This is a genomic window from Actinomadura sp. NPDC047616, from assembly GCF_040642915.1.
Lineage (GTDB): Bacteria > Actinomycetota > Actinomycetes > Streptosporangiales > Streptosporangiaceae > Spirillospora > Spirillospora miaoliensis.
This window is the reverse complement of sequence record NZ_JBEYTB010000018.1, coordinates 52401-70191: the sequence shown is the minus strand read 5'-3', so window position 1 is coordinate 70191 and position 17791 is coordinate 52401. Positions and strand designations below refer to the sequence as shown.

The 17791-nt window shown below is 73.4% G+C and carries 18 protein-coding genes; 11 read left to right on the top strand and 7 right to left on the bottom strand.

The features are described 5' to 3' along the window. Positions 1-5 precede the first annotated feature (5 nt). Positions 6-155, bottom strand: coding sequence for a hypothetical protein (locus tag ABZ801_RS33880; protein ID WP_360705859.1), 150 nt, complete (start codon positions 153-155; stop codon positions 6-8). Positions 156-196: 41 nt separating this feature from the next. Between ABZ801_RS33880 and ABZ801_RS33875 the strand changes: the two genes are divergently transcribed. Further along, the gene (locus ABZ801_RS33875) at positions 197-820 is read left to right on the top strand and encodes a YigZ family protein (RefSeq protein ID WP_360705856.1); all 624 of its coding nucleotides are present in this window, start codon (positions 197-199) and stop codon (positions 818-820) included. A 219-nt stretch (positions 821-1039) separates the two neighbouring features. Next, positions 1040-1414: a PGPGW domain-containing protein gene (locus ABZ801_RS33870; RefSeq protein ID WP_360705854.1), complete on the top strand. Its 375-nt coding sequence runs from the start codon at positions 1040-1042 to the stop codon at positions 1412-1414. A 68-nt stretch (positions 1415-1482) separates the two neighbouring features. Here ABZ801_RS33870 and ABZ801_RS33865 read toward each other — a convergent pair whose 3' ends face one another. Continuing rightward, complete coding sequence (locus tag ABZ801_RS33865) at positions 1483-2148, bottom strand: response regulator transcription factor (RefSeq protein WP_344942903.1); 666 nt, start codon at positions 2146-2148, stop codon at positions 1483-1485. A gap of 10 nt (positions 2149-2158) precedes the next feature. Then, positions 2159-3442, bottom strand: a complete 1284-nt coding sequence (locus tag ABZ801_RS33860; RefSeq protein WP_360705852.1) for a sensor histidine kinase — start codon at positions 3440-3442, stop codon at positions 2159-2161. A gap of 181 nt (positions 3443-3623) precedes the next feature. On the opposite strand from ABZ801_RS33860, the gene ABZ801_RS33855 reads away from it, so the two are divergent. Both ABZ801_RS33855 and ABZ801_RS33850 read left to right on the top strand, forming a co-directional pair. After that, positions 3624-5477: a histidine kinase gene (locus tag ABZ801_RS33855; RefSeq protein ID WP_360705850.1), complete on the top strand. Its 1854-nt coding sequence runs from the start codon at positions 3624-3626 to the stop codon at positions 5475-5477. A 143-nt stretch (positions 5478-5620) separates the two neighbouring features. Further along, the gene (locus ABZ801_RS33850; RefSeq protein ID WP_360705847.1) at positions 5621-6289 is read left to right on the top strand and encodes a response regulator transcription factor; all 669 of its coding nucleotides are present in this window, start codon (positions 5621-5623) and stop codon (positions 6287-6289) included. Positions 6290-6432: 143 nt separating this feature from the next. Here the strand turns inward: ABZ801_RS33850 and ABZ801_RS33845 are convergent, their stop codons facing one another. After that, entirely contained in the window at positions 6433-7170 is a 738-nt protein-coding gene (locus ABZ801_RS33845) for a phosphatase PAP2 family protein (RefSeq protein ID WP_344942916.1), read from the bottom strand. Positions 7171-7297: 127 nt separating this feature from the next. Beyond that, the gene (locus ABZ801_RS33840; protein WP_360705844.1) at positions 7298-8137 is read right to left on the bottom strand and encodes a DedA family protein; all 840 of its coding nucleotides are present in this window, start codon (positions 8135-8137) and stop codon (positions 7298-7300) included. Between the two features lie 215 nt (positions 8138-8352). Here ABZ801_RS33840 and ABZ801_RS33835 point away from each other — a divergent pair, with 215 nt between their 5' ends. Next, the gene (locus ABZ801_RS33835) at positions 8353-8898 is read left to right on the top strand and encodes a DUF1707 domain-containing protein (RefSeq protein WP_360705843.1); all 546 of its coding nucleotides are present in this window, start codon (positions 8353-8355) and stop codon (positions 8896-8898) included. A 41-nt stretch (positions 8899-8939) separates the two neighbouring features. Beyond that, complete coding sequence (locus tag ABZ801_RS33830; RefSeq protein ID WP_344942925.1) at positions 8940-9578, top strand: HAD-IB family phosphatase; 639 nt, start codon at positions 8940-8942, stop codon at positions 9576-9578. Positions 9579-9656: 78 nt separating this feature from the next. Here the strand turns inward: ABZ801_RS33830 and ABZ801_RS33825 are convergent, their stop codons facing one another. Further along, the gene (locus ABZ801_RS33825) at positions 9657-10277 is read right to left on the bottom strand and encodes a TetR/AcrR family transcriptional regulator (RefSeq protein WP_344942928.1); all 621 of its coding nucleotides are present in this window, start codon (positions 10275-10277) and stop codon (positions 9657-9659) included. A gap of 587 nt (positions 10278-10864) precedes the next feature. Here ABZ801_RS33825 and ABZ801_RS33820 point away from each other — a divergent pair. After that, complete coding sequence (locus ABZ801_RS33820) at positions 10865-11572, top strand: hypothetical protein (RefSeq protein WP_360705840.1); 708 nt, start codon at positions 10865-10867, stop codon at positions 11570-11572. 33 nt (positions 11573-11605) lie between these two features. On the opposite strand, the gene ABZ801_RS33815 is transcribed toward ABZ801_RS33820, so the two are convergent. Further along, a complete protein-coding gene (locus tag ABZ801_RS33815; RefSeq protein WP_360705837.1) occupies positions 11606-12679 on the bottom strand; it encodes a tyrosine-type recombinase/integrase in 1074 nt (357 codons plus the stop codon). Between the two features lie 194 nt (positions 12680-12873). Here ABZ801_RS33815 and ABZ801_RS33810 point away from each other — a divergent pair, with 194 nt between their 5' ends. From ABZ801_RS33810 to ABZ801_RS33795, 4 genes are all read left to right on the top strand, one after another. Continuing rightward, entirely contained in the window at positions 12874-13332 is a 459-nt protein-coding gene (locus ABZ801_RS33810) for a hypothetical protein (protein ID WP_360705834.1), read from the top strand. 653 nt (positions 13333-13985) lie between these two features. Then, positions 13986-14252, top strand: a complete 267-nt coding sequence (locus ABZ801_RS33805; RefSeq protein WP_360705831.1) for a hypothetical protein — start codon at positions 13986-13988, stop codon at positions 14250-14252. 1437 nt (positions 14253-15689) lie between these two features. Continuing rightward, positions 15690-16937, top strand: coding sequence for a cytochrome ubiquinol oxidase subunit I (locus ABZ801_RS33800; protein ID WP_360705828.1), 1248 nt, complete (start codon positions 15690-15692; stop codon positions 16935-16937). 80 nt (positions 16938-17017) lie between these two features. Next, positions 17018-17776, top strand: coding sequence for a cytochrome d ubiquinol oxidase subunit II (locus ABZ801_RS33795; RefSeq protein WP_360705825.1), 759 nt, complete (start codon positions 17018-17020; stop codon positions 17774-17776). Positions 17777-17791 lie beyond the last annotated feature (15 nt).

Below are 17791 nucleotides of genomic sequence, written 5' to 3'. Positions count from 1 at the left end.
GGCGGTCAGCCGATGAGGTCGGCGTAGCGGCGTCTCAGGGCCCGCTCGTCGTCGCCGCTCCCGTGCAGGGCGGTGCCGTCGTCGGTCATGACCTCTCCCTCACCGTGAGGCGCCCGCGCCGCACCCAATATGCCGCTGCCGGAATATGTCGTCAACGGCATGCAGCGGCCGGGAGGCGTAGACTCGAGGTCACACCATGCGCATGATCAAGCAGGCGGGTCGTCACGAGCTGGAGATCCGCAAGTCCCGTTTCGTCTGCACGCTGGCCCGGGTGCGGACCGAGGCCGAGGCGGTGGCGTTCATCGCCGCGCACCGGCGGGCGCATCGCGACGCCACGCACAACTGCACCGCCTACGTGGTGGGCGAGCACGGAGAGATCACCAAGAGCAGCGACGACGGGGAGCCGTCCGGTACGGCGGGCGTGCCGATGCTGGAGGTGCTGGTGCGGCGCGGCCTGACGGGGGTCGTCGCGGTGGTCACCCGGTATTTCGGCGGGGTGAAGCTGGGCGCGGGCGGGCTGGTGCGCGCCTACGGGCAGGCGGTGGCCGAGGCGGTCGACGCGGTGGGCGTGGTGGAGTTGCGTCCGGTGGTGACGGTGACGGTGTGCGCCGATCACGCGCTGGCGGGGCGGCTGCTGGGCGACCTGCACGGGCGGGGCCGTGAGCCCTCCCAGGTGCGTTACGGGCGGCTGGTGGAGGCCGACGTGCCGGTCGCGGTGGCCGAGCTGGAGGATTTCGGGGCGTGGGTGGCGCAGGTGACGGGGGGACGCGCCGAGCTGCGTCGCGGCGCCGAAGGCTACGTCGAGGTCCCCGTCCCCTGACCGCGCCCCCCTTCACCTGCCTGTCCCGACCTGTGTCCCTGTCCCGTGCCCGGCGTCTCGTACCCGAGGTCCCGTGCCCGGTGTTCGGTGAGCGGGCCAGGGAGAGGCGCGGCGGGGTGTGGTGATGGTCACAGACGGGGTGCGGTGGGGGCCGCGGGGACGGTTTCGATCGTCTGTAGGAGCAAGTCGTGATGCCCGTCGTCCCAGTGAGGAGGCCCTGTGACCGCCACCCACACCCGCCACCATGCCGACCCCGCCCCCGCCGCCGACCCCGCCGCCGATTCCGGCGCGGGGAACGCCGAGGGGGGCGGTGAGGTCGCGTCGGCGCCGCGGACGGGCCGTGCCATGGGTTGGCGCCTGCTGCGCAAGGTGGCGGTCGCGATCGCCGGAGTGGCGTTGATCGCGGCGGGTGTGGCGATGCTGGTGCTGCCGGGCCCGGGAGTGGTGGCGATCCTGGCCGGGCTGGGACTGCTGGGCACCGAGTTCCCCGCGGCGCGGCGCGTCAGCGAACGGATCAACGGCTACATCCGCACCGCCTGGCGCAAGATCCGCCGCCGCCCCGAAGCCCGCCCGGACGCCGGCCCGGACGCCTGACCGCATTCCGCGTGGCCCGCCCCCCACCTGCTGGCATCTGTCAGCGGGTTGGGGGCGGGTCGTGCTTTTCAGCTGAGCCAGCCGGGGCGGATCATGCCGCTCTCGTAGGCCAGCACCACCAGCTGGGCGCGGTCGCGCGCGTGGAGTTTGGCCAGGATGCGGCTGACGTGGGTCTTGGCGGTGGCGGGGCTGAGGACGAGCCGTTCGGCGATCTCCTCGTTGGACAGGCCCGCGGCGACCAGCTCCAGCACCTCGCGTTCGCGGTCGGTGAGCAGGTTCAGCTCGACGGCGGGCGGGGGCTGGGTGATGCGGGCGGCGAACTCGGCGATCAGGCGGCGCGTCACCGTGGGCGCCAGCAACGCGTCCCCGCGCGCCACCACCCGCACACCGTGGATCAGTTCGGGCGGTTCGGTGTCCTTGACCAGAAAGCCGCTGGCCCCGGCCTTGATCGCGCCGTAGACGTAGTCGTCCAGGTCGAACGTCGTCAAGATCACCACTTTGACGTCCGTCAGGCGCGGGTCGGACACGATGCGCCTGGTGGCCTCCAGGCCGTCCAGGACGGGCATGCGGATGTCCATCAGCACCACGCGGGGGCGCAGGCTGGCGGCCAGGTCGACGGCGGTCTGCCCGTCTCCGGCCTCGGCGACGATCTCGATGTCGTCCTCGCCCTCGAGGATGGAGCGGAATCCGGCCCGGACCAGCGTCTGGTCGTCGGCCAGCAGCACCCGGATCAACTGTTCTCCTTCATGTCGCCGGTCTGGTCGCCGGTCTGGTCGTCGGTTGCGGGGCGTGGGGGAGGGGGAGGCGGGCGTGGACGCGGAACCCGCCGGACGGCCCGGGCTCGGCGCTGACGCGTCCGCCGACCGCCGCGGCGCGTTCGCGCATGCCGCGCAGCCCGTTGCCGCGTTCCAGCGCGGCCGGGTCGCACGGCCCGGCGCCGTCGTCGTCGACCTGCAGCACCACCGCGCCGTCGGCCCGGGTGATCCGCACGGTCGCCGAGGAGGCGTGCGCGTGCCGCACCACGTTGGTCAGCGCCTCCTGGACGATGCGGTACCCGGCCGCCGACACCGGCGCGGGCAGGGAGCCCAGGAACTCCGGGTCGGTGTCGCCGGTCAGCCGCACCGCCAGCCCTGCGGCGCGGGTCCGCGCGACCAGTTGCCCGGCCAGTTCCAGCGACGGCGCCCCCACCGCCGTCCCCACCGTCCCCACCGTTCCCGCCGGCGGCGCCGGCGGTGTGGTGCTGGACGCCGGTGAGGGGCCGGTGTCGTCGACGTGCCGCAGGACGCCCAGCACCGCCCGCAGCTCCCGCAGGGTGTCCTTGCTGGCCTGTTTGATCGCCTCCAGCGACGCGTAGGCCTGGTCGGCGTCGTCACGGCGGTGCAGCGCCGCCCCGGCCTGCACGTGGATCAGTGAGATCTGGTGGGCGAGCACGTCGTGCAGCTCCCGCGCGATGCGCAGCCGTTCCTCGGTGGCGCGGCGCCGCGCCTCGGCCTCGCGGTCGCGTTCGGCCTCGACCGCGCGCCGCTCGGCGGCCGCCAGCTCGGCGCGGCGCGCCCGCACGTACTGGCCCATCCCCACGGTGACCAGGAGCACCACGCCCAGCGCGCCGACCGCCTCACCGTTGACGACCGCCTCACGGCCGTCCAGGCGGCCCTGCGAGCGCAGCACCCCCACGACCACGAACCCGCAGTTGACGACGATCACGGCGCCCAGCGGCACCGCCAGGCGGCAGCGCGTCGCCGCGTTGAACAGCGCCGGCAGCAGCACGAGGGCCACGGGCCCGTCGGGGTAGCCCATCGGGTAGTACAGCGGCACGGCCAGCGTTACCACGGCCACCACCAGCACCGGGTGCCGCCGCCGCAGCGCCCAGATCCCGCACATCAGGACGATCAGCACGGCGCCGCCCGGCCACAGCGGCCGGTCCTGCGGGCGCGCGACGGCGGCCGACCACCCAAGGAAGACCACCGTCGTGGCCGCCGCGACCAGCAGGTCGGCGGTGCGTCCCCGCGCCCATCGGGTCACTGTCACGGCACCACCGTAGTTGAGCGGCGCCCCCACCAGTGATCAACCCTCGAACGGCCCGGATCCCGCCGCGGACCGGGTGCGTCAGGGCGAGCCGACATGCTGTGCCGGGGCGCCCGCGCCCCGGCGGGCAGGGCTTGACTTTCGGCAGTATCACCGCAGTTGGACGGCCTGTACCGTGGGCCGGATGAACGACCCGACCTCCCCGGCCCTGCCGCGGCCTGGTCCCGCCCCGCCCGACGCGTCTGCGGCGTCCCCGCGGCCACCCCGCGACGGCGACCCGCGGCCGGATCGGCGGCAGCGGCGGGACTGGTGGGGGGTGCCGGCGGGGCTGTTGGCGCGGCCGTCGCGGCGCGCGGCGTGGCTGGACCTGTTGTTGTGGGCGACGCTGTCGTTCCCGATGGTGGTCGGCACCGTGCTGCCCGCGCGTGCGGGCCAGGCCCGCTGGTGGCTGGAGTTCGCCGGGGTGCTGGTGCTGGGCGCGGCCATCGCGGTCGGCCGGGCCTGGCCGCTGACGGCCCTGGTGACCGGGACGGCGCTCATCGCCGTCCACGGCAACTTCGTGTTCGCCCTGCCGGTCCTGGCATATCAGACCGGGCTGCGCCGCACCCACGCCCGCCCGGTCCTGTGGGGGTTCACCGGCATCTTCGTGGCCGGCACCACGCTGAACCTGATCCGCGGCATCGACGTCACCGTCTGGTTCCCGCTGACGATCTGGCTGGTGCTGCTGGGCGTGCTGCCCTGGATGGTCGGCCGCTACTGGCGCCAGTACCGCCAGCTGCTGCACGCCGGGTGGGAACGCGCCGAGCAGCTGGAACGCGAGCAACGCATCGTCGCCGAACGCGAACGGCTGCGCGAACGCGCCCGCATCGCCCAGGACATGCACGACTCCCTCGGCCACGAACTGGCGCTGCTGGCGGTGCGCGCCGGCGCCCTGCAGGTCGCGCCCGGCCTGGACGACCACCACCGCGCCGCGGCCGCCGACCTGCGCGCCGGCGCGGCCGAGGCCACCGAACGCCTGCGGCAGATCATCGGCGTGCTGCGCGAGGACGCCCCGCCCGGCGCCGCCGGCGGAGTGCCGGCCGACGATCCGCCCGTGCGGGACGTACCGGTCGGTCACGCCGTGGCGGAGCTGACCGCGCGTGCCCGCGCGTCGGGCATACCCGTCGAACTCGTCGAAGACCCCTCGCCGGCCGCCCCTCCCGGGGATGCGGCTGGGGATACGGCGGGCGCGGGGGAGGAGCCCGCGGACCTGGCGCCGATGGTGCGCCTGGCGGTGTACCGGGTGGTGCAGGAGGCCCTCACCAACGCCGCCAAGCACGCCCCCGGCGCGCCGGTGCGGGTCCGGGTGAGGCATCACGCGTCGGGGGTGACGGTGACGGTGTCCAACCAGGCTCCGCCCACCGGGACGCGGCCGCTGCCGGCGGGCGGCGGGCACGGGCTGACCGGGCTGGCCGAGCGGGTCCGCCTGGCCGGTGGCGTCCTGCGCGCCGGTCCCCCCCGCGGCGGCGGGTTCGAGGTGACCGCCGACCTGCCCGCCACCCCCGCCGACCCTGCACCGGCCCCAGCCCCAGGCTCAGGCTCAGGCGCGGGGGCGGTGTCGGAGTCGGCGCGTCACCTGGCCAGGCAGCGCCGCCAGCTGCAGCAGCGGCTCGTGCACGCCATCGCGGTGCCGGCCGCGCTGCTGGCGGCGCTGTCGGCCGTGATGGTCGGCTACTACGTCTACATGACGCTCAACTCGGTGCTGCGGCCGTCCGACTTCGCCGCGCTGCGCGCGGGCGACGACAGCGCCCAGGTGATGCAGGTGCTGCCGCGCGAGGAGCTGATGAACCCCGACGCCTACCGCACCTGGTACCCCGAGCCGCCCGGCGCGGACTGCCACTACTACCGGCCGGACGCCAACGTGCTGGGCCTGTACAAGGTGTACCGGCTGTGCTTCGCCGACAGGCGCCTGTCGTCCAAACAGGTGCTGTACGCACCCGGCGGCCCCGGGCCCCCGAACGCCCCTGACACCCCCGAACGAGACGGGACGGGACGGTAGGAGAGACGGCCGGGCCGCACGTTCGCGGCGTCCCACGACCGTCCACGATCCACGACCGTCTATGACCGTACGATGCCGCACGATGACCGCACGACGGCCGGTGACCGCACGACCAACGGCCGGCCGCCCGGGAAGGGAACCAGGTGATCCGCGTACTGCTCGCCGACGACGAGGCGATGATCCGCGCCGGGGTGCGGGCCATCCTGACCGCCGACCCCGCCATCGAGGTCGTCGCCGAGGCCGGCGACGGACGCGAGGCGATCGAGCTGACCCGCAGCCACCGCCCCGACGTGGCGCTGCTGGACATCCGCATGCCCCGGCTGGACGGCCTGGCCGCGGCCGCCGAACTGCGCCGCGCCGCCCCCGGCACCGCCGTGGTCATCCTGACGACGTTCGGGGAGGACGAGTACATCGCCCGCGCCCTGTCCGGCGGCGCCAGCGGGTTCCTGCTGAAGTCCGGCGACCCGCACGAACTGATCGCCGGGGTACGGGCCGTCGCGGGCGGCGCCGCCTACCTGTCACCCAAGGTCGCCCACCGCGTCATCACCGAGATGCGCGGCGGGCGCATGGCGCACGGCGCGCACGCCCGCCGCCGCGTCGACGCGCTCACACCGCGCGAACGGCAGGTGCTGGCGCTGGTGGGCGCCGGACTGTCCAACGCCGAAATCGCCTCCCGGCTGCACGTGGTGGAAGGCACCGTCAAGGCGTACGTGAGCACGATCCTGACGCGGCTGGAGGTCCGCAACCGGGTGCAGGCCGCGATCGTCGCCTACGAGGCCGGCCTGGTCGGCGACGACGCCTCCGCCCCCTGACCTGCGCGTCCCCGGTCACCCCTCGACCAACGATCAGGGGCCGTTCTCGCGGGAAGGCTCCCGCGAGAACGGCCCCTTGTCTTCGGCGTCCGCCCCGTTGCCCGTGCGCCGCGCACGTACACGGGCGCGGTGGTGGCGGGCGGTCAGCGACGCGGCGGTTCGGGGTTGCGGCCGGGGACGGCCATCACATCCGGCATGGTGACCGCCGTCCCCGGGTCGCCGGCCGGCGGCGTGTGCGCGACCCCGCCCGCCACGACCGGGGCCGGGACGGTCTCGACCGGAACCCCGGTGCCCAGCAGCACCGCACCCGCGGCCACGCCCCGCAACGCCACCACCAGCGGCGCGACCAGACGCACCAGCACGACCGCCACCAGCGGCGCCGCCACCACGCCCAGCACGAACCCGGCGGCCACGTCGTGCGGGTAGTGCACCCCCACGAACACGCGGGAGAACGCCATCACCGCCGCCAGCGGCAGCACCAGCCACGCCATCGCCCGCCACGCCACCACGATCACCGCGGCCGACGCCGCCGCGATCGTGGCGTGGTTGCTGGGGAACGACCAGTCGCCCGGCGCCGGACACGCGACGATGTTCATCGCGCCCGCCACCGCACGGCACGGCCGCTCCTCCTGCAACGCGCTCTTGGACACCTCACTGACCAGGTACGCGGCCACCACCGCCACCGGCGCCAGCAACGCCAGCCCCATCGCCCGCGCGTCGCCGCCACGGGCCCGCCACCAGCCCGCCACGAACAACGCGGCGAACACCAGCAGCCCCGCGTCCGTGCCGATCTCGGCGACCGAATGCACCCACGACGGCGTGCCATGGGCGAACTCGGTGATCTCGCGGTACCAGTCAGCGCTGAACTCAGGCGCGCGCATGCTCTCCCTCACGCTCGGAGCGATTGATGTGACATCCACATCGAAATGTGATCCTGCACCAGACTGCTGAAGTTCACCCGACGTTCACGATTATGTCGAGAATGTCACGTAACACCGGCTTTGTTGATCAGCGGGGCGGCACGCGCCCCACGTCCGTCTCCCGGCCCGCCGCGGCCCCGCCGCTGCCCGCGGCCACACCCGCCACGTCCCCGGTCACGTCCCCGGTCACGTCCCCGGTCGCGCCCGCAGCGTCCTCGGCGTCCTCGGCGTCCTCGGCGTCCTCGGCCATGGCGGCGACCGCGTCCGCCTCCACCACGTCCACCAGCGGCCCCGCGGACGCCTCCCCGCCACGACGGTGGCCGCCACGGCGATGCCGCAGATACCGCACCACCTCCACCACCACGGTCACCGCCAGCGCCAACCCCAGCCCCATCGCCACACCCTTGACCGGGTCGTGCTCGAACGCCACACCGCCCACGTAGCCCAGCACCGTCCCGTACACCGCCCAGCTCACCGCCGCCACCCCCGCGAACAAGGTGAACGACCGCGCCGGATAACCCACCGACCCCATCGTCATCGTCACCGCCGTCCGCCCGCCCGGCACATACCGCGCCACCACCAGGATCAACCCGCCCCGCTCACCCAGCACCCCACGCGCCCAGCCCAGCGCCCGGCCACGCCGCGACCCCGGCGGCACCCGCGCCACCAGCCGCCCACCCCACAGACGCCCCACCAGATACGACACGTGGTCGCCCACGAACGCGCCCAGCGCCGCGAGCACCACCACCGCCACCACGTCCGGCTCACCCGACGCCGCGTACACACCCCCCGTGATCACCATGCTCTCGCTCGGCACCGCCGGGAAGAACCCGTCGATCACCGCCACCGCGAACAGGGCCACGTAGAACCACGGAGAGGTCACCGCGGCGTGCAGCACCTGCCCCACCAGATCCGTCACTGCGTCCATGCCGACTGACGCTAGAAAACGATCACCCTTGGCGGCATCGGACGAACGGCGCCCACCACCCCCCACTTTCGTCAGGTCCACGCCGCGTCCTGCGAACGATGTACACCAGGTTCCTCATGCCGGAGGACGATCCACCGCTCCCGCCCCCCACATCCTGGAACCACCCCGCCACCACCGCCCAACAGCAACGGCCGGCCCCCAGGAGAAACCACCCCATGCACAACACCCCCCACGGCGCCCCGTACGGCCTCCCACACGACGCCCGGCACCGCGCCCCGCACGACGCCCCGGACGGCGTGCCGCACGCGCCGGCGATGCGCGCCTCCGACGCCGACCGCACCGCCGTCATCGAACGCCTCGGCGACGCCCTCGCCGAAGGCGCCCTCGACACCACCGAATACCAGCGCCGCCTCGACGCGGCCGCCACCGCCGTCACCACCGCCCAGCTCGCCCCGCTCACCGCCGACCTGCCCGTCTCCCGCGCCGCCCAGGCCAAGGCCGCCGCCGCCCGCCGCGCCGCACGCGCCCGCGCCGACAAACGCGCCTGGTTCGACGAATGGGGCTACTGGGCCGCCGGCGCACTCATCATGACCGTCATCTGGGCCGCCACCAGCCTGCAGGCGGGGGAGTGGAAGACCTACTGGCCCGCCGCCCCCCTCGGCATCTGGGCCGCCGTCCTGATCTCCTACGCCGTGTGGCCCGACAAACCCCGCGACAAGGACCACCACGACCCCGGCGGCCCCGACGCCACGGCGAAATAGGGTGGCGCCCCACCACACGCACCGTCCACACTGACCCACCTGTGAGCATCCTGCACATTTTCGACATGGACGGCACCCTGCTCGCCGGCTCCACCGCCAACCTCGAAGTGGCCCGCCAGCTCGGCACCCTGCCGCAGCTGAACGAACTGGAAGCCCGCTTCGCCGCCGGAACCCTCGACACCCGCGGCTTCTCCGCCGCCATCCACCGCCTGTGGCGCGACCTGACCCCCGACGCCGTCGCCGCCGCCTACGCGGCCGCCCCCTGGCTCGACGGCATCGCCGACGTCTGCGCCGACATCCGCGCCCGCGGCGAACACAGCGCCGTCATCACCATGTCACCCGACTTCTTCGCCCGCCACCTGCTCGACCTCGGCTTCGACGAGGTCATCGCCTCCCGCTTCCCCCCACCGCCGTTCACCGCCCCGCTCGACCCCGCCGCCATCCTCACCCCCGACGACAAGGTCCACCTCACCGAGGACCTGCGCCGCCGCCACGGCCTGCCCCGCGACCGCTGCGTCGCCTACGGCGACTCGATGTCCGACGCGCCGCTGTTCCGCCACCTCACCCACACCGTCGCCGTCAACGCCGACCACCACCTGTCCGGCCTGGCCAGCCTCGACTACCGCGGCGGCGACCTCACCGAGGCCTACCACCTCGCCCGCACCCTCCTATCCCGGTAGCCACCCGCCCGGCCACCGCACACCCGCCACGAGGGGCCCACGAGGGCGTCCGCGCAAGGGGGCGCCTGCGAGGGGGCGTTACGAGTGCGGGAGACGCGCCGCCAACCCGTCCAGCAGGCACTCCAGCGCGAACCCGAAACGACGCTCGGACTCGGCGTGCACGTCAACCCCCGAAGCCGCCGCCATCCGCCCGGCCAGCAGGGGATGCTCCGCTCGCAGACGCCGCAGGTAGCCGTCCATCTGCTCCGCCCACTCCTGCGGACCGCCCTCGGCCGGCCCCATCGCCGCCCGCCACGCCAGCTCGGCGCTCACGGCCCCCACCACGTGATCGTTGACGGCGGCGAGCGCGGCGTCCAGATCCGCGTCGGCGAACCCCGCCCTGACCAAGATGGACAGCCCGGCCTCGCTCAACGCCAGCGCGTTGGGCCCCAGATTCGGCTGTGCGGCCAGATCCGTCAGCACCCACGGGTGACGCAGCAGCATCCGCCGGTGACTACCGGCCAGGTCCGCCAGGGCACGCCGCCACTCCACATCCGGCGCGGGCACCGAGATCTCACCCAACACCGCATCGAGCGCGAGCTCCAGCATCTCGCCCTTGTTCGCCACATACCAGTACAGCGCTCCGGCCGTGACCCCCAGCTCGGTGGCCACCCGCCGCATCGACAGACCCTGATGCCCCTCGGCGTCCAGAATCCCCACCGCGACACCGACGATCCGCTCCCGGCTCAACCTGCGGTCACGCGGCGGCCGCTCCGGACGCAACCACACCGACGTACGAGCAGCAGGAGAAGACGGTGACGACACGAGAAAACGCTACCGCCCAGACGCACACCACCCCGCACACCCACACCACCCACCCTCCACCGCCGCCACCCGGCCCCCGAAAACCGACCACGCCGCCCCACTCCGGCAGCCCCGAACCCGCACCCCCCACACGACGCCGCCGACCCGAAGCCGCCGTCGGGTGGCGGGCACTGCCATGGGCCACTCCGTGTGAAATGCGCCGGTGCCTGCGGGCGCGGCCGACACTCAGGGCGCAGCCCGAGGCGCCCACGCCGCCGACCCGCACGCTGGCGATCCCCGCCGATCCCGCCGGGTCCACCGGGTCCATGGGCGCCACCTGCACCCCGGCACGGTGAGGCCAACCACCCGCCCACCAGCGCCCCGACCACCCCCATCCCAGCACTCACGCCCGGGGGGAATCACACGCCCGGTTCCGCCGCCGCCACGGCGACGCCATGATGGACGCCCACGCCCACGGTGCCGAACCAGTCGGAGCCCTGCCCATGCCCCCACCGTCCACCGCCGACACCGCACGCACCACCACCCCCGCCGCGCCCGCCTACGCACGCCCCCTGTTCTGGTTGACCGTCACCGCCATCACCTACGCCCTCACCCACCACGTCGGCGTCGCCATGGCCTGGCTCGGCACCGTCGGCCCCACCCGCTGGGCCGACTGGATCGACCTGCTCACCCCCTACGCCGTCCTCCTCCCGACCGCCGCCGCCCTGCACACCGGGGGAGCGGGCCGCCGCACCTGGGCCCTCTACCTGACCGGCGCCCTCACCTACGTCGAAGGCCACGGCATCCACCTGGCCGCCAACTCCGTCGGCAACCACGCACCTAGTGACATCGCACACCTGTGGGACGAAACCGCCGGCCACTACATCTGGTACGGGGGAGTGGCCCTGGTCGTGGCGTCCCTCGCCGCGGCCCTGGCGCACCACCCGGCCCCGCACGGCACGACCGGACGCGTCCTGGCGCACACCGCCGCGCTGCTGACCGGCGTGACGTTCACCACCAACTCCCTGGAAGGCGGCACCGCCGTCATGGGCATCGCCGTGGCGGCCGCGTTCACCGCCTGGGGCTGGACCGCGCGCACCCGCCTCGGCGGCGTCCTGGTCACCGCGTTCGCCAGCGCCCTGCTCCTGCTGACCGCCTACGGCCTGTGGCAGGGCGGCTTCCCCCAGCCCTCCCAGCTCGGCTGGATCTGACCCACCCCCCGCCGCGCCCCCCTTAACCTCCCGTCACCGCTCCTGGTCGGCGGGCCGCGAGTCGACGCGCCCCAGCAGCGGATGCACCCGCATCGCCGCCTCCAACTCCCCGGGAAGCTCGTCACGGTAACGGCCCAGCGTCGACAGGTCGGCGTGACCCAGCACACGCCGCACCGCGTCCATGTCGGTCGCGGCCGCCAAGAGATGCGTCGCGGTGGTGTGCCGCAGCCCGTGCGGGGTGACGGCACGGCGCCGCTCCGGATCCACCCGTGCCTGCACCCGGTCGATCACCGCCTGCACGTCACCGCGCGCCAGCCGGCGTCCCCGCCACGACAGCAGCAACGCCCTGGGTTCACGGCCGCGATCCAGCAGGGGACGCCCCTCGGCCAGATAGGCGTCCAGCACCTCCGCCACCGGACGCGGCAACGGCACGTCCCGGGTACGGCCGCCCTTGCCGAACACCCGCCAGTACCGCACCCCGTCGTTGACGAAGAAGTGCTCCACGTCGGCGCGGGTCAGCTCCGACACCCGCGGCCCCACCGCCGCCAGCAGCAGCACGATCAGCCCGTCCCGCAGCTCCACACGCTGGTCACGGCGCCGCCCCTGCTCGGCCGGCGTCTCGGCCAGCCGACGCGCCGCGCCCAGCAGCCCCTCGGCCTGCTCGGCGGTCAGCGCCCGCCGCTCGGCGCGCAGCCCGCCCCGCTGCCGCGGCCGCACCGTCGCCGCCTCCATCGGGTCCAGCTGCACCCACCCGGCGATCACGGCGTGCCGGAACAGCGCCGACACCGACCGGCGGAACCGCGCCTGCGACGCCGGGCTCTGCGTGGCCGCCGCCCGCTCACCGCCGCCGGGGGAGGGGGAGGGGCCGCGGCGCCGCCCGTCGGGTTTGCGGGCGAACGCCAGCAGCACCTGGTCGACGTCCTCGCCGGTCAGGTCGTCCAGCACCCGGCCGGGCCCGGCCAGCTCGGCGAAGGTGTGCACGTCACGCACGTACACCTCGGCGCTGCCGGGCGCCAACGCGCCGGTGACGGACTTGGCGCGGACCATCTCGGCGTACCGGTCCACGGCCTGGGCGACGGTGACACGCTCGACATCACGGGGACGCACACCGCGGCACGTTACCGCCCGCCACCGACAGACCCCACCACCCCCACAAACCCGACAAAACGCAATAAACCACTCAGAATCCATCTTCTGTATGGTTTGATCACCTTGCCGGAATGAGATCATGGAAGGGGCGCCACGGCATCACCGGCACGGCGGCGCCGCCTTGCGGACGGGGGACGGGGAGGCGCGGCGCGATGGCGGACCAGGAACTGTTCGACCAGGTCGGCGAGGTGGTCAGGGGATCGGCGCCCAGAACGGCCGGGGAACTGCGCGTGCAGGTGCGCCCGAGCGGCGTCAAGGTCTGGTACGGCGACGCCGCGCCGCCCAGGGAGCACTACGAGGCGCAGATCGTGGCCGCCGACATCGTCACCGACGCCCGCGTGAGGGCCCTGGAGATCGGCTGGCACGCCGAACATCCCCGCGAGGCCGACAACCAGGCGCTGCTGGACGGCCTGCGCGCCCGCGAACCGCGGTGGCGGGCCGCCCTGGGCGACGACGCGGTCGCCGGGGCGTTCCTGGGTCGGACGACGTGGCGGCGGATCTCCGAGACCTGGCTGGATCCCGACCTGGACGGGCCCGACGTGCCGTTCGACATCGGCGTCAGGCTCGTCGACTACATCAACGCCCTGCAGCCACACCGCGCCACACCCTGACGCCCGCCACGCCGATCACGCCGTCGCGCGCTGCACGGGGTGGCTGCAGGACGGCAAGGACAACCACGCCCACACCCGACGAAGCGAAACAGTTGCCGTCCGACTGAAGCCGTTGATGCCCGAGCCTGGTGAACCTGGCGCAGCCGGATGCCGCACTGGCCGTGCGCGGCGTCGCCCCGGCGATTCCCGCCGCGGGCACGTCGCAACCGTCGACTCGTCCGGGCGGGCAAGACGACTCCGCACACAGGACTCCGCGCGCGGGGGTTCAACGTCGCCGGCGGACTGGTGCGCGTTGCGCCCGTTCAGAGCCCCTCTCGCCCAGGCTCGACGGATGGTCGATAATGCACATTATGTTAAGTAGATGGTTCGGTCGCTGCCCCGCCCAGGCATGACCCCACCGCGTCCCCCTGTACGTGGCGCCCGCCGGTCCCTCTCCTCAGCCGCACACTCCGCTGCCCTCCACGGGATGGACGCCGGCCCGTGTTGGCCACCCGCAGCACCGCCGCGCCGTTCTCCTCCCCGGTCGACACCCCGCACCGACGTGCCGCACTGACGAGGGTCGCCGCCAGCGCGGCTCCCCGGGCGCCCAACGCTGGCCCCTTCGCCGCCCTCCCACTCGAAGACGCGTACTCGGCCAGGCCTCGGCCGGGGGCGTGGGCAGCGCCCGAGGGCTGGCCGCGATGTACGCGGCCGCGGTGTCCGGCTCGGACGACCGTCCCGCGCTGCTGCGCCCCGGCATCCTCGGCGAGTTCGCCATGCTCCACTCCACCGGCGGCGCCCTGGTCGGCGGTGACCAGGGCCAGTGCGCCCTCGGTTTCCAGGCCAAGGCGCTGCGCTACCCGCTCCTCGGCGCGAACGCGTCCGGCCACAACGGGTCGGCGGGCGCACCCGGTCCGCACGGTCGGCACCATGCACCGTGATCATGTACGCGGCGGGCGTGCCGTACCTGATGTCCGCGCCAGCCGCTCCCGCACTCCCGCCGGTGAGGCGGCCACCGCGCGGCGCCGCTGCCCCACTTCGCCCGCGGCCACCGGGCTTCTGGCCAACACGGCGGCCGTCCGCCAGGCGTTCCACATCACCAGCGACGAGGTACTGACCTGGGCCCAGATCTACCTGTCCGTCGCCGAGGCCACGCACCGACGCGCCACGGCGGCTATGTCGAGTTCAACAGACCGGCGACGCCCGAGAAGGCGTAATCCGGGCCGGTCCGCGTCACGTGCCCTTCTAGGTTCGTTCCAGTGCGGGTCTGCCAGCTCTCCGGATAGTGCGAGGCAGTAGTCATCGGCCCGGCGGCACCCGGCGCCGGCATGTCTCTCTCCCCCGGGCGCGCAGCACTCACCCTGCGGCCGCGACCAGACGTCCACCTCTTCCGGTGATCATGGTGGACGCGTGCGGCGGCAGAACATGCGGTCTCCTCCACCCTCATGGCGGCGATCACCACCCGCCACTCCCCCGCCGCCCCGCCGGGACGCGGGAGGAACGCCAACGATCAGTGCACTTCACCTGGTGATCTTGACGCGGTCGAAGCGCCAAGGGTTTCCACACGAAGAAGCCCGCCACAGAATGTGACGTAATCGAGACAGTCCGCACTCATCCCGGGCGCGGGTTGCTGCCAACCTCCAGGCGGGGGCTCGGGACGGCGACGCTGCGCCAGGCCTCGGCAGCCACCGGCCGTCCGGGCCGGTTGCCGGTCGTCATGGCCGGGTGTGCGTCCGCTGGTTCGGCGCGGTGATGTTGTGTGGCCGGGGCGGTCGACGGCTGTAGCCGGGGTACCGGCTGTCGGCCGTTTTCCGGGGGGCGCCTCGGCTTCACGGGGCGCTGTCACAGTGCGAGCGGAAGGCCTTCGTGCCCGGGACGAGATGTCGGGTGCGGAGGTCTTCCGCCGCTACCGCCCACTCCCCTACCGTCCCTCCCCGGTTCCCTCACCGAGTTGACGCCGAACGGTCCCGTCGGTGGTTTTCACCGGTGTTCTGCGGACGTTGGGGTCGGGGCGTGCCGTTTCTGGGCCGCCGTGCTGTCGGCATGGGTGGTGGGGGCGGCTCGCGGATGGTGGCGCGGGGTGTTGTGGCGCTAATGCTGCGGGGCGGGCGGAGGCCGGTCCTGGTGCGGGTCTCGTCACGGGGAGGCTGCGGGCGGTTTGCGGGTCTGTTCCCGAGCGGGATCAGGGTGGGGTCGGGGGTGGGGTCGTGCGTGGTGGGGAGGGCGGGGCGGGGTTTGTACATCTGTGGGTGTACGCGGGGGTGGGGGGCTGCGCGAAAGGTGCAGGTGGGTTGTCGGCTGTGGCGGGTTTCGCCGGGTGGGCGGCGCGCTCGATGATCGGGGGCGTATCGGTCGGGTGAGCGGTGGGAGGGTCCCGGGTGGACGATCCGTTGTTGCTGGCGCGGGTGCAGTTCGCGTTGACGGCGGGTTCGCATTTCGTGTTCGTGGCGTTGACGTTGGGGCTGGCGACGCTGGTGGCGTTGACGCAGACGCGGGCGACGCTGTCGGGCAGTGTGGTGGCCGAGCGGATGACGCGGTTCTGGGGCCAGCTGTATGTGATCAATTATGCGGTGGGGATCGTCACGGGGCTGGTGATGGAGTTCCAGTTCGGGTTGAACTGGAGCGGGATGTCGCGGGTCGTGGGTGAGGTGTTCGGGGCGCCGCTGGCGATGGAGACGGTGGTGGCGTTCTTTGTGGAGTCGACGTTCCTGGGTTTGTGGATTTTCGGGTGGGACCGGTTGAACCGGTGGGTGCATCTCGCGTTGATCTGGGTGGTCGCGGCCACGGCGTATTTCTCGGCGTATTTCATTCTGGTGGCCAACGGGTTCCTGCAGCGGCCTGTGGGCTACGAGATGGTGGACGGGGTGGCGCGGCTCACGGACGTGGGGGCGTTGCTGGCGAATCCGACGGCGTTGCTGGCGTTCGGGCATGTGGTGTTCGGCGGGTTGCTGACGGCGGGGTTCTTCATGGCGGCGGTGAGCGGCTATCACCTGTTCCGCAGGACGGCGGAGGTGGATCTGTTCCGCCGGTCGATGCGTACCGGGCTGGTGACGGTGGTGGTGTCGGTGTTCCCGGTGGTGGTGTTCGGGGGGGTGCAGTTCCAGTACGTGCAGCCGACCAAGCATCCGTCGTCGCAGGAGGCGGCGGCGCAGGTGGCGGAGTTCCAGGCGCGGTTCGGGCCGGGTGACTACACGCCGCCGGGGCTGGCGTCGGTGGGTGAGACGTTGATGGTGTCGGCGTGGTCGCTGATGTTCTTCATCGCGTTCGTGGCGTTGGTGAAGTTGCCGTTCGGGCGGTGGCTGGAGCGGGGCCGGGTGTTCCACGTGCTGATGATGGCGGCGGTGCCGCTGCCCTACGTGGCGATGATCTCGGGGTGGGTGTTCCGTGAGGTGGGCCGGCAGCCGTGGATGGTGTACGGGGTGTTGAAGACCGAGGACGCGTTGTCGGATGTGCCGGCGGGTGCGGTGGCGGTGTCGTTCGTGGTGTTCACGGTGGTGTTCGCCGTGCTGGTGGCGGTGAATCTGTGGTTGCTGGTGCGGTACGCGCGGCGCGGGCCGGAGGCGGTGCGGCTGGGGGCGCCGGGGGCGCCGGAGCCGGATCGGCCGGTGTTGACGCCGTCGTTGTGAGCCCCGGCGGGGCGGGACGGGTCGAGGGTTTTCCGGACGGTGCTTTCCCCGGTCGCGGGCCGGTGGGGTGAGGAGTCGACATGCAGACGCTGGCGGTGCTGGTCCTGGCGGTGTTCACCGCGGGGTATCTGGTGCTGGCGGGGGCCGACATCGGCATGGGGATGCTGCTGCCGGTGCTGGGCCGCGGCGAGCGGGAACGGCGGCTGGTGATCGCCGCGTTCGCCCCGTTCTTTCTGGCCAACGAGGTGTGGCTGGTGGCGACGGCGGGTGTGGTGGCCGCCGCGTTCCCCGGGTTGGAGCATGCGCTGCTGAGCGGGTTGTTCCCGTTGTTCGTGGCGTTGCTGGTCGGGTGGATCGTGCGGGACATGGGGTTGTGGTTGCGGGGCCGGGTGGACGCGGCGGGGTGGCGTGCGGTGTGTGACGGCGCGGTGGTGGCGGGCAGTTGGGTCCTGGCGTTGGTGTGGGGTGCGGTGCTGGGCACGGTGCTGGTCGGCGGGGGTCATGTGGAGGACGGGGTGAACGCCGGGACGGTGCTGGGGTTGCCGTTGGCGTTGGTGTTCGCGGCGCATGGGGCGGGGTTCGCGCGGTGGCGGCTGGCGGGTGGTCTGGTGGAGCGGGCGCGGCGGGTGCCGGGGCGGTACTGGGTGTCGGGGGTGGTGCTGGTCGTGGTGCCGGTGGCGGCGGGGGCGCGGTTGCCGTGGTCGCAGGTGGCGGCGTCGCCGGAGGCGTTGGGGGTGACGGCGGTGATGTGCGCGGTGTTGTTGCCGTTGCTGCTGGCGGCGCAGGCGCTGGTGTGGTGGACGTTCCGGGGGCGGGCCGAGTCCCCCGGCTACCTGTGAGGGTGGTGGCGGGGT

Coding starts and splice junctions, on each gene's coding strand:
- ABZ801_RS33875 (WP_360705856.1), top strand. CDS start 197: ATGCGCATGATCAAGCAGGCGGGTCGTCACGAGCTGGAGATCCGCAAG.
- ABZ801_RS33855 (WP_360705850.1), top strand. CDS start 3,624: ATGAACGACCCGACCTCCCCGGCCCTGCCGCGGCCTGGTCCCGCCCCG.
- ABZ801_RS33845 (WP_344942916.1), bottom strand. CDS start 7,170: ATGCGCGCGCCTGAGTTCAGCGCTGACTGGTACCGCGAGATCACCGAG.
- ABZ801_RS33840 (WP_360705844.1), bottom strand. CDS start 8,137: ATGGACGCAGTGACGGATCTGGTGGGGCAGGTGCTGCACGCCGCGGTG.
- ABZ801_RS33835 (WP_360705843.1), top strand. CDS start 8,353: ATGCACAACACCCCCCACGGCGCCCCGTACGGCCTCCCACACGACGCC.
- ABZ801_RS33820 (WP_360705840.1), top strand. CDS start 10,865: ATGCCCCCACCGTCCACCGCCGACACCGCACGCACCACCACCCCCGCC.
- ABZ801_RS33810 (WP_360705834.1), top strand. CDS start 12,874: ATGGCGGACCAGGAACTGTTCGACCAGGTCGGCGAGGTGGTCAGGGGA.
- ABZ801_RS33795 (WP_360705825.1), top strand. CDS start 17,018: ATGCAGACGCTGGCGGTGCTGGTCCTGGCGGTGTTCACCGCGGGGTAT.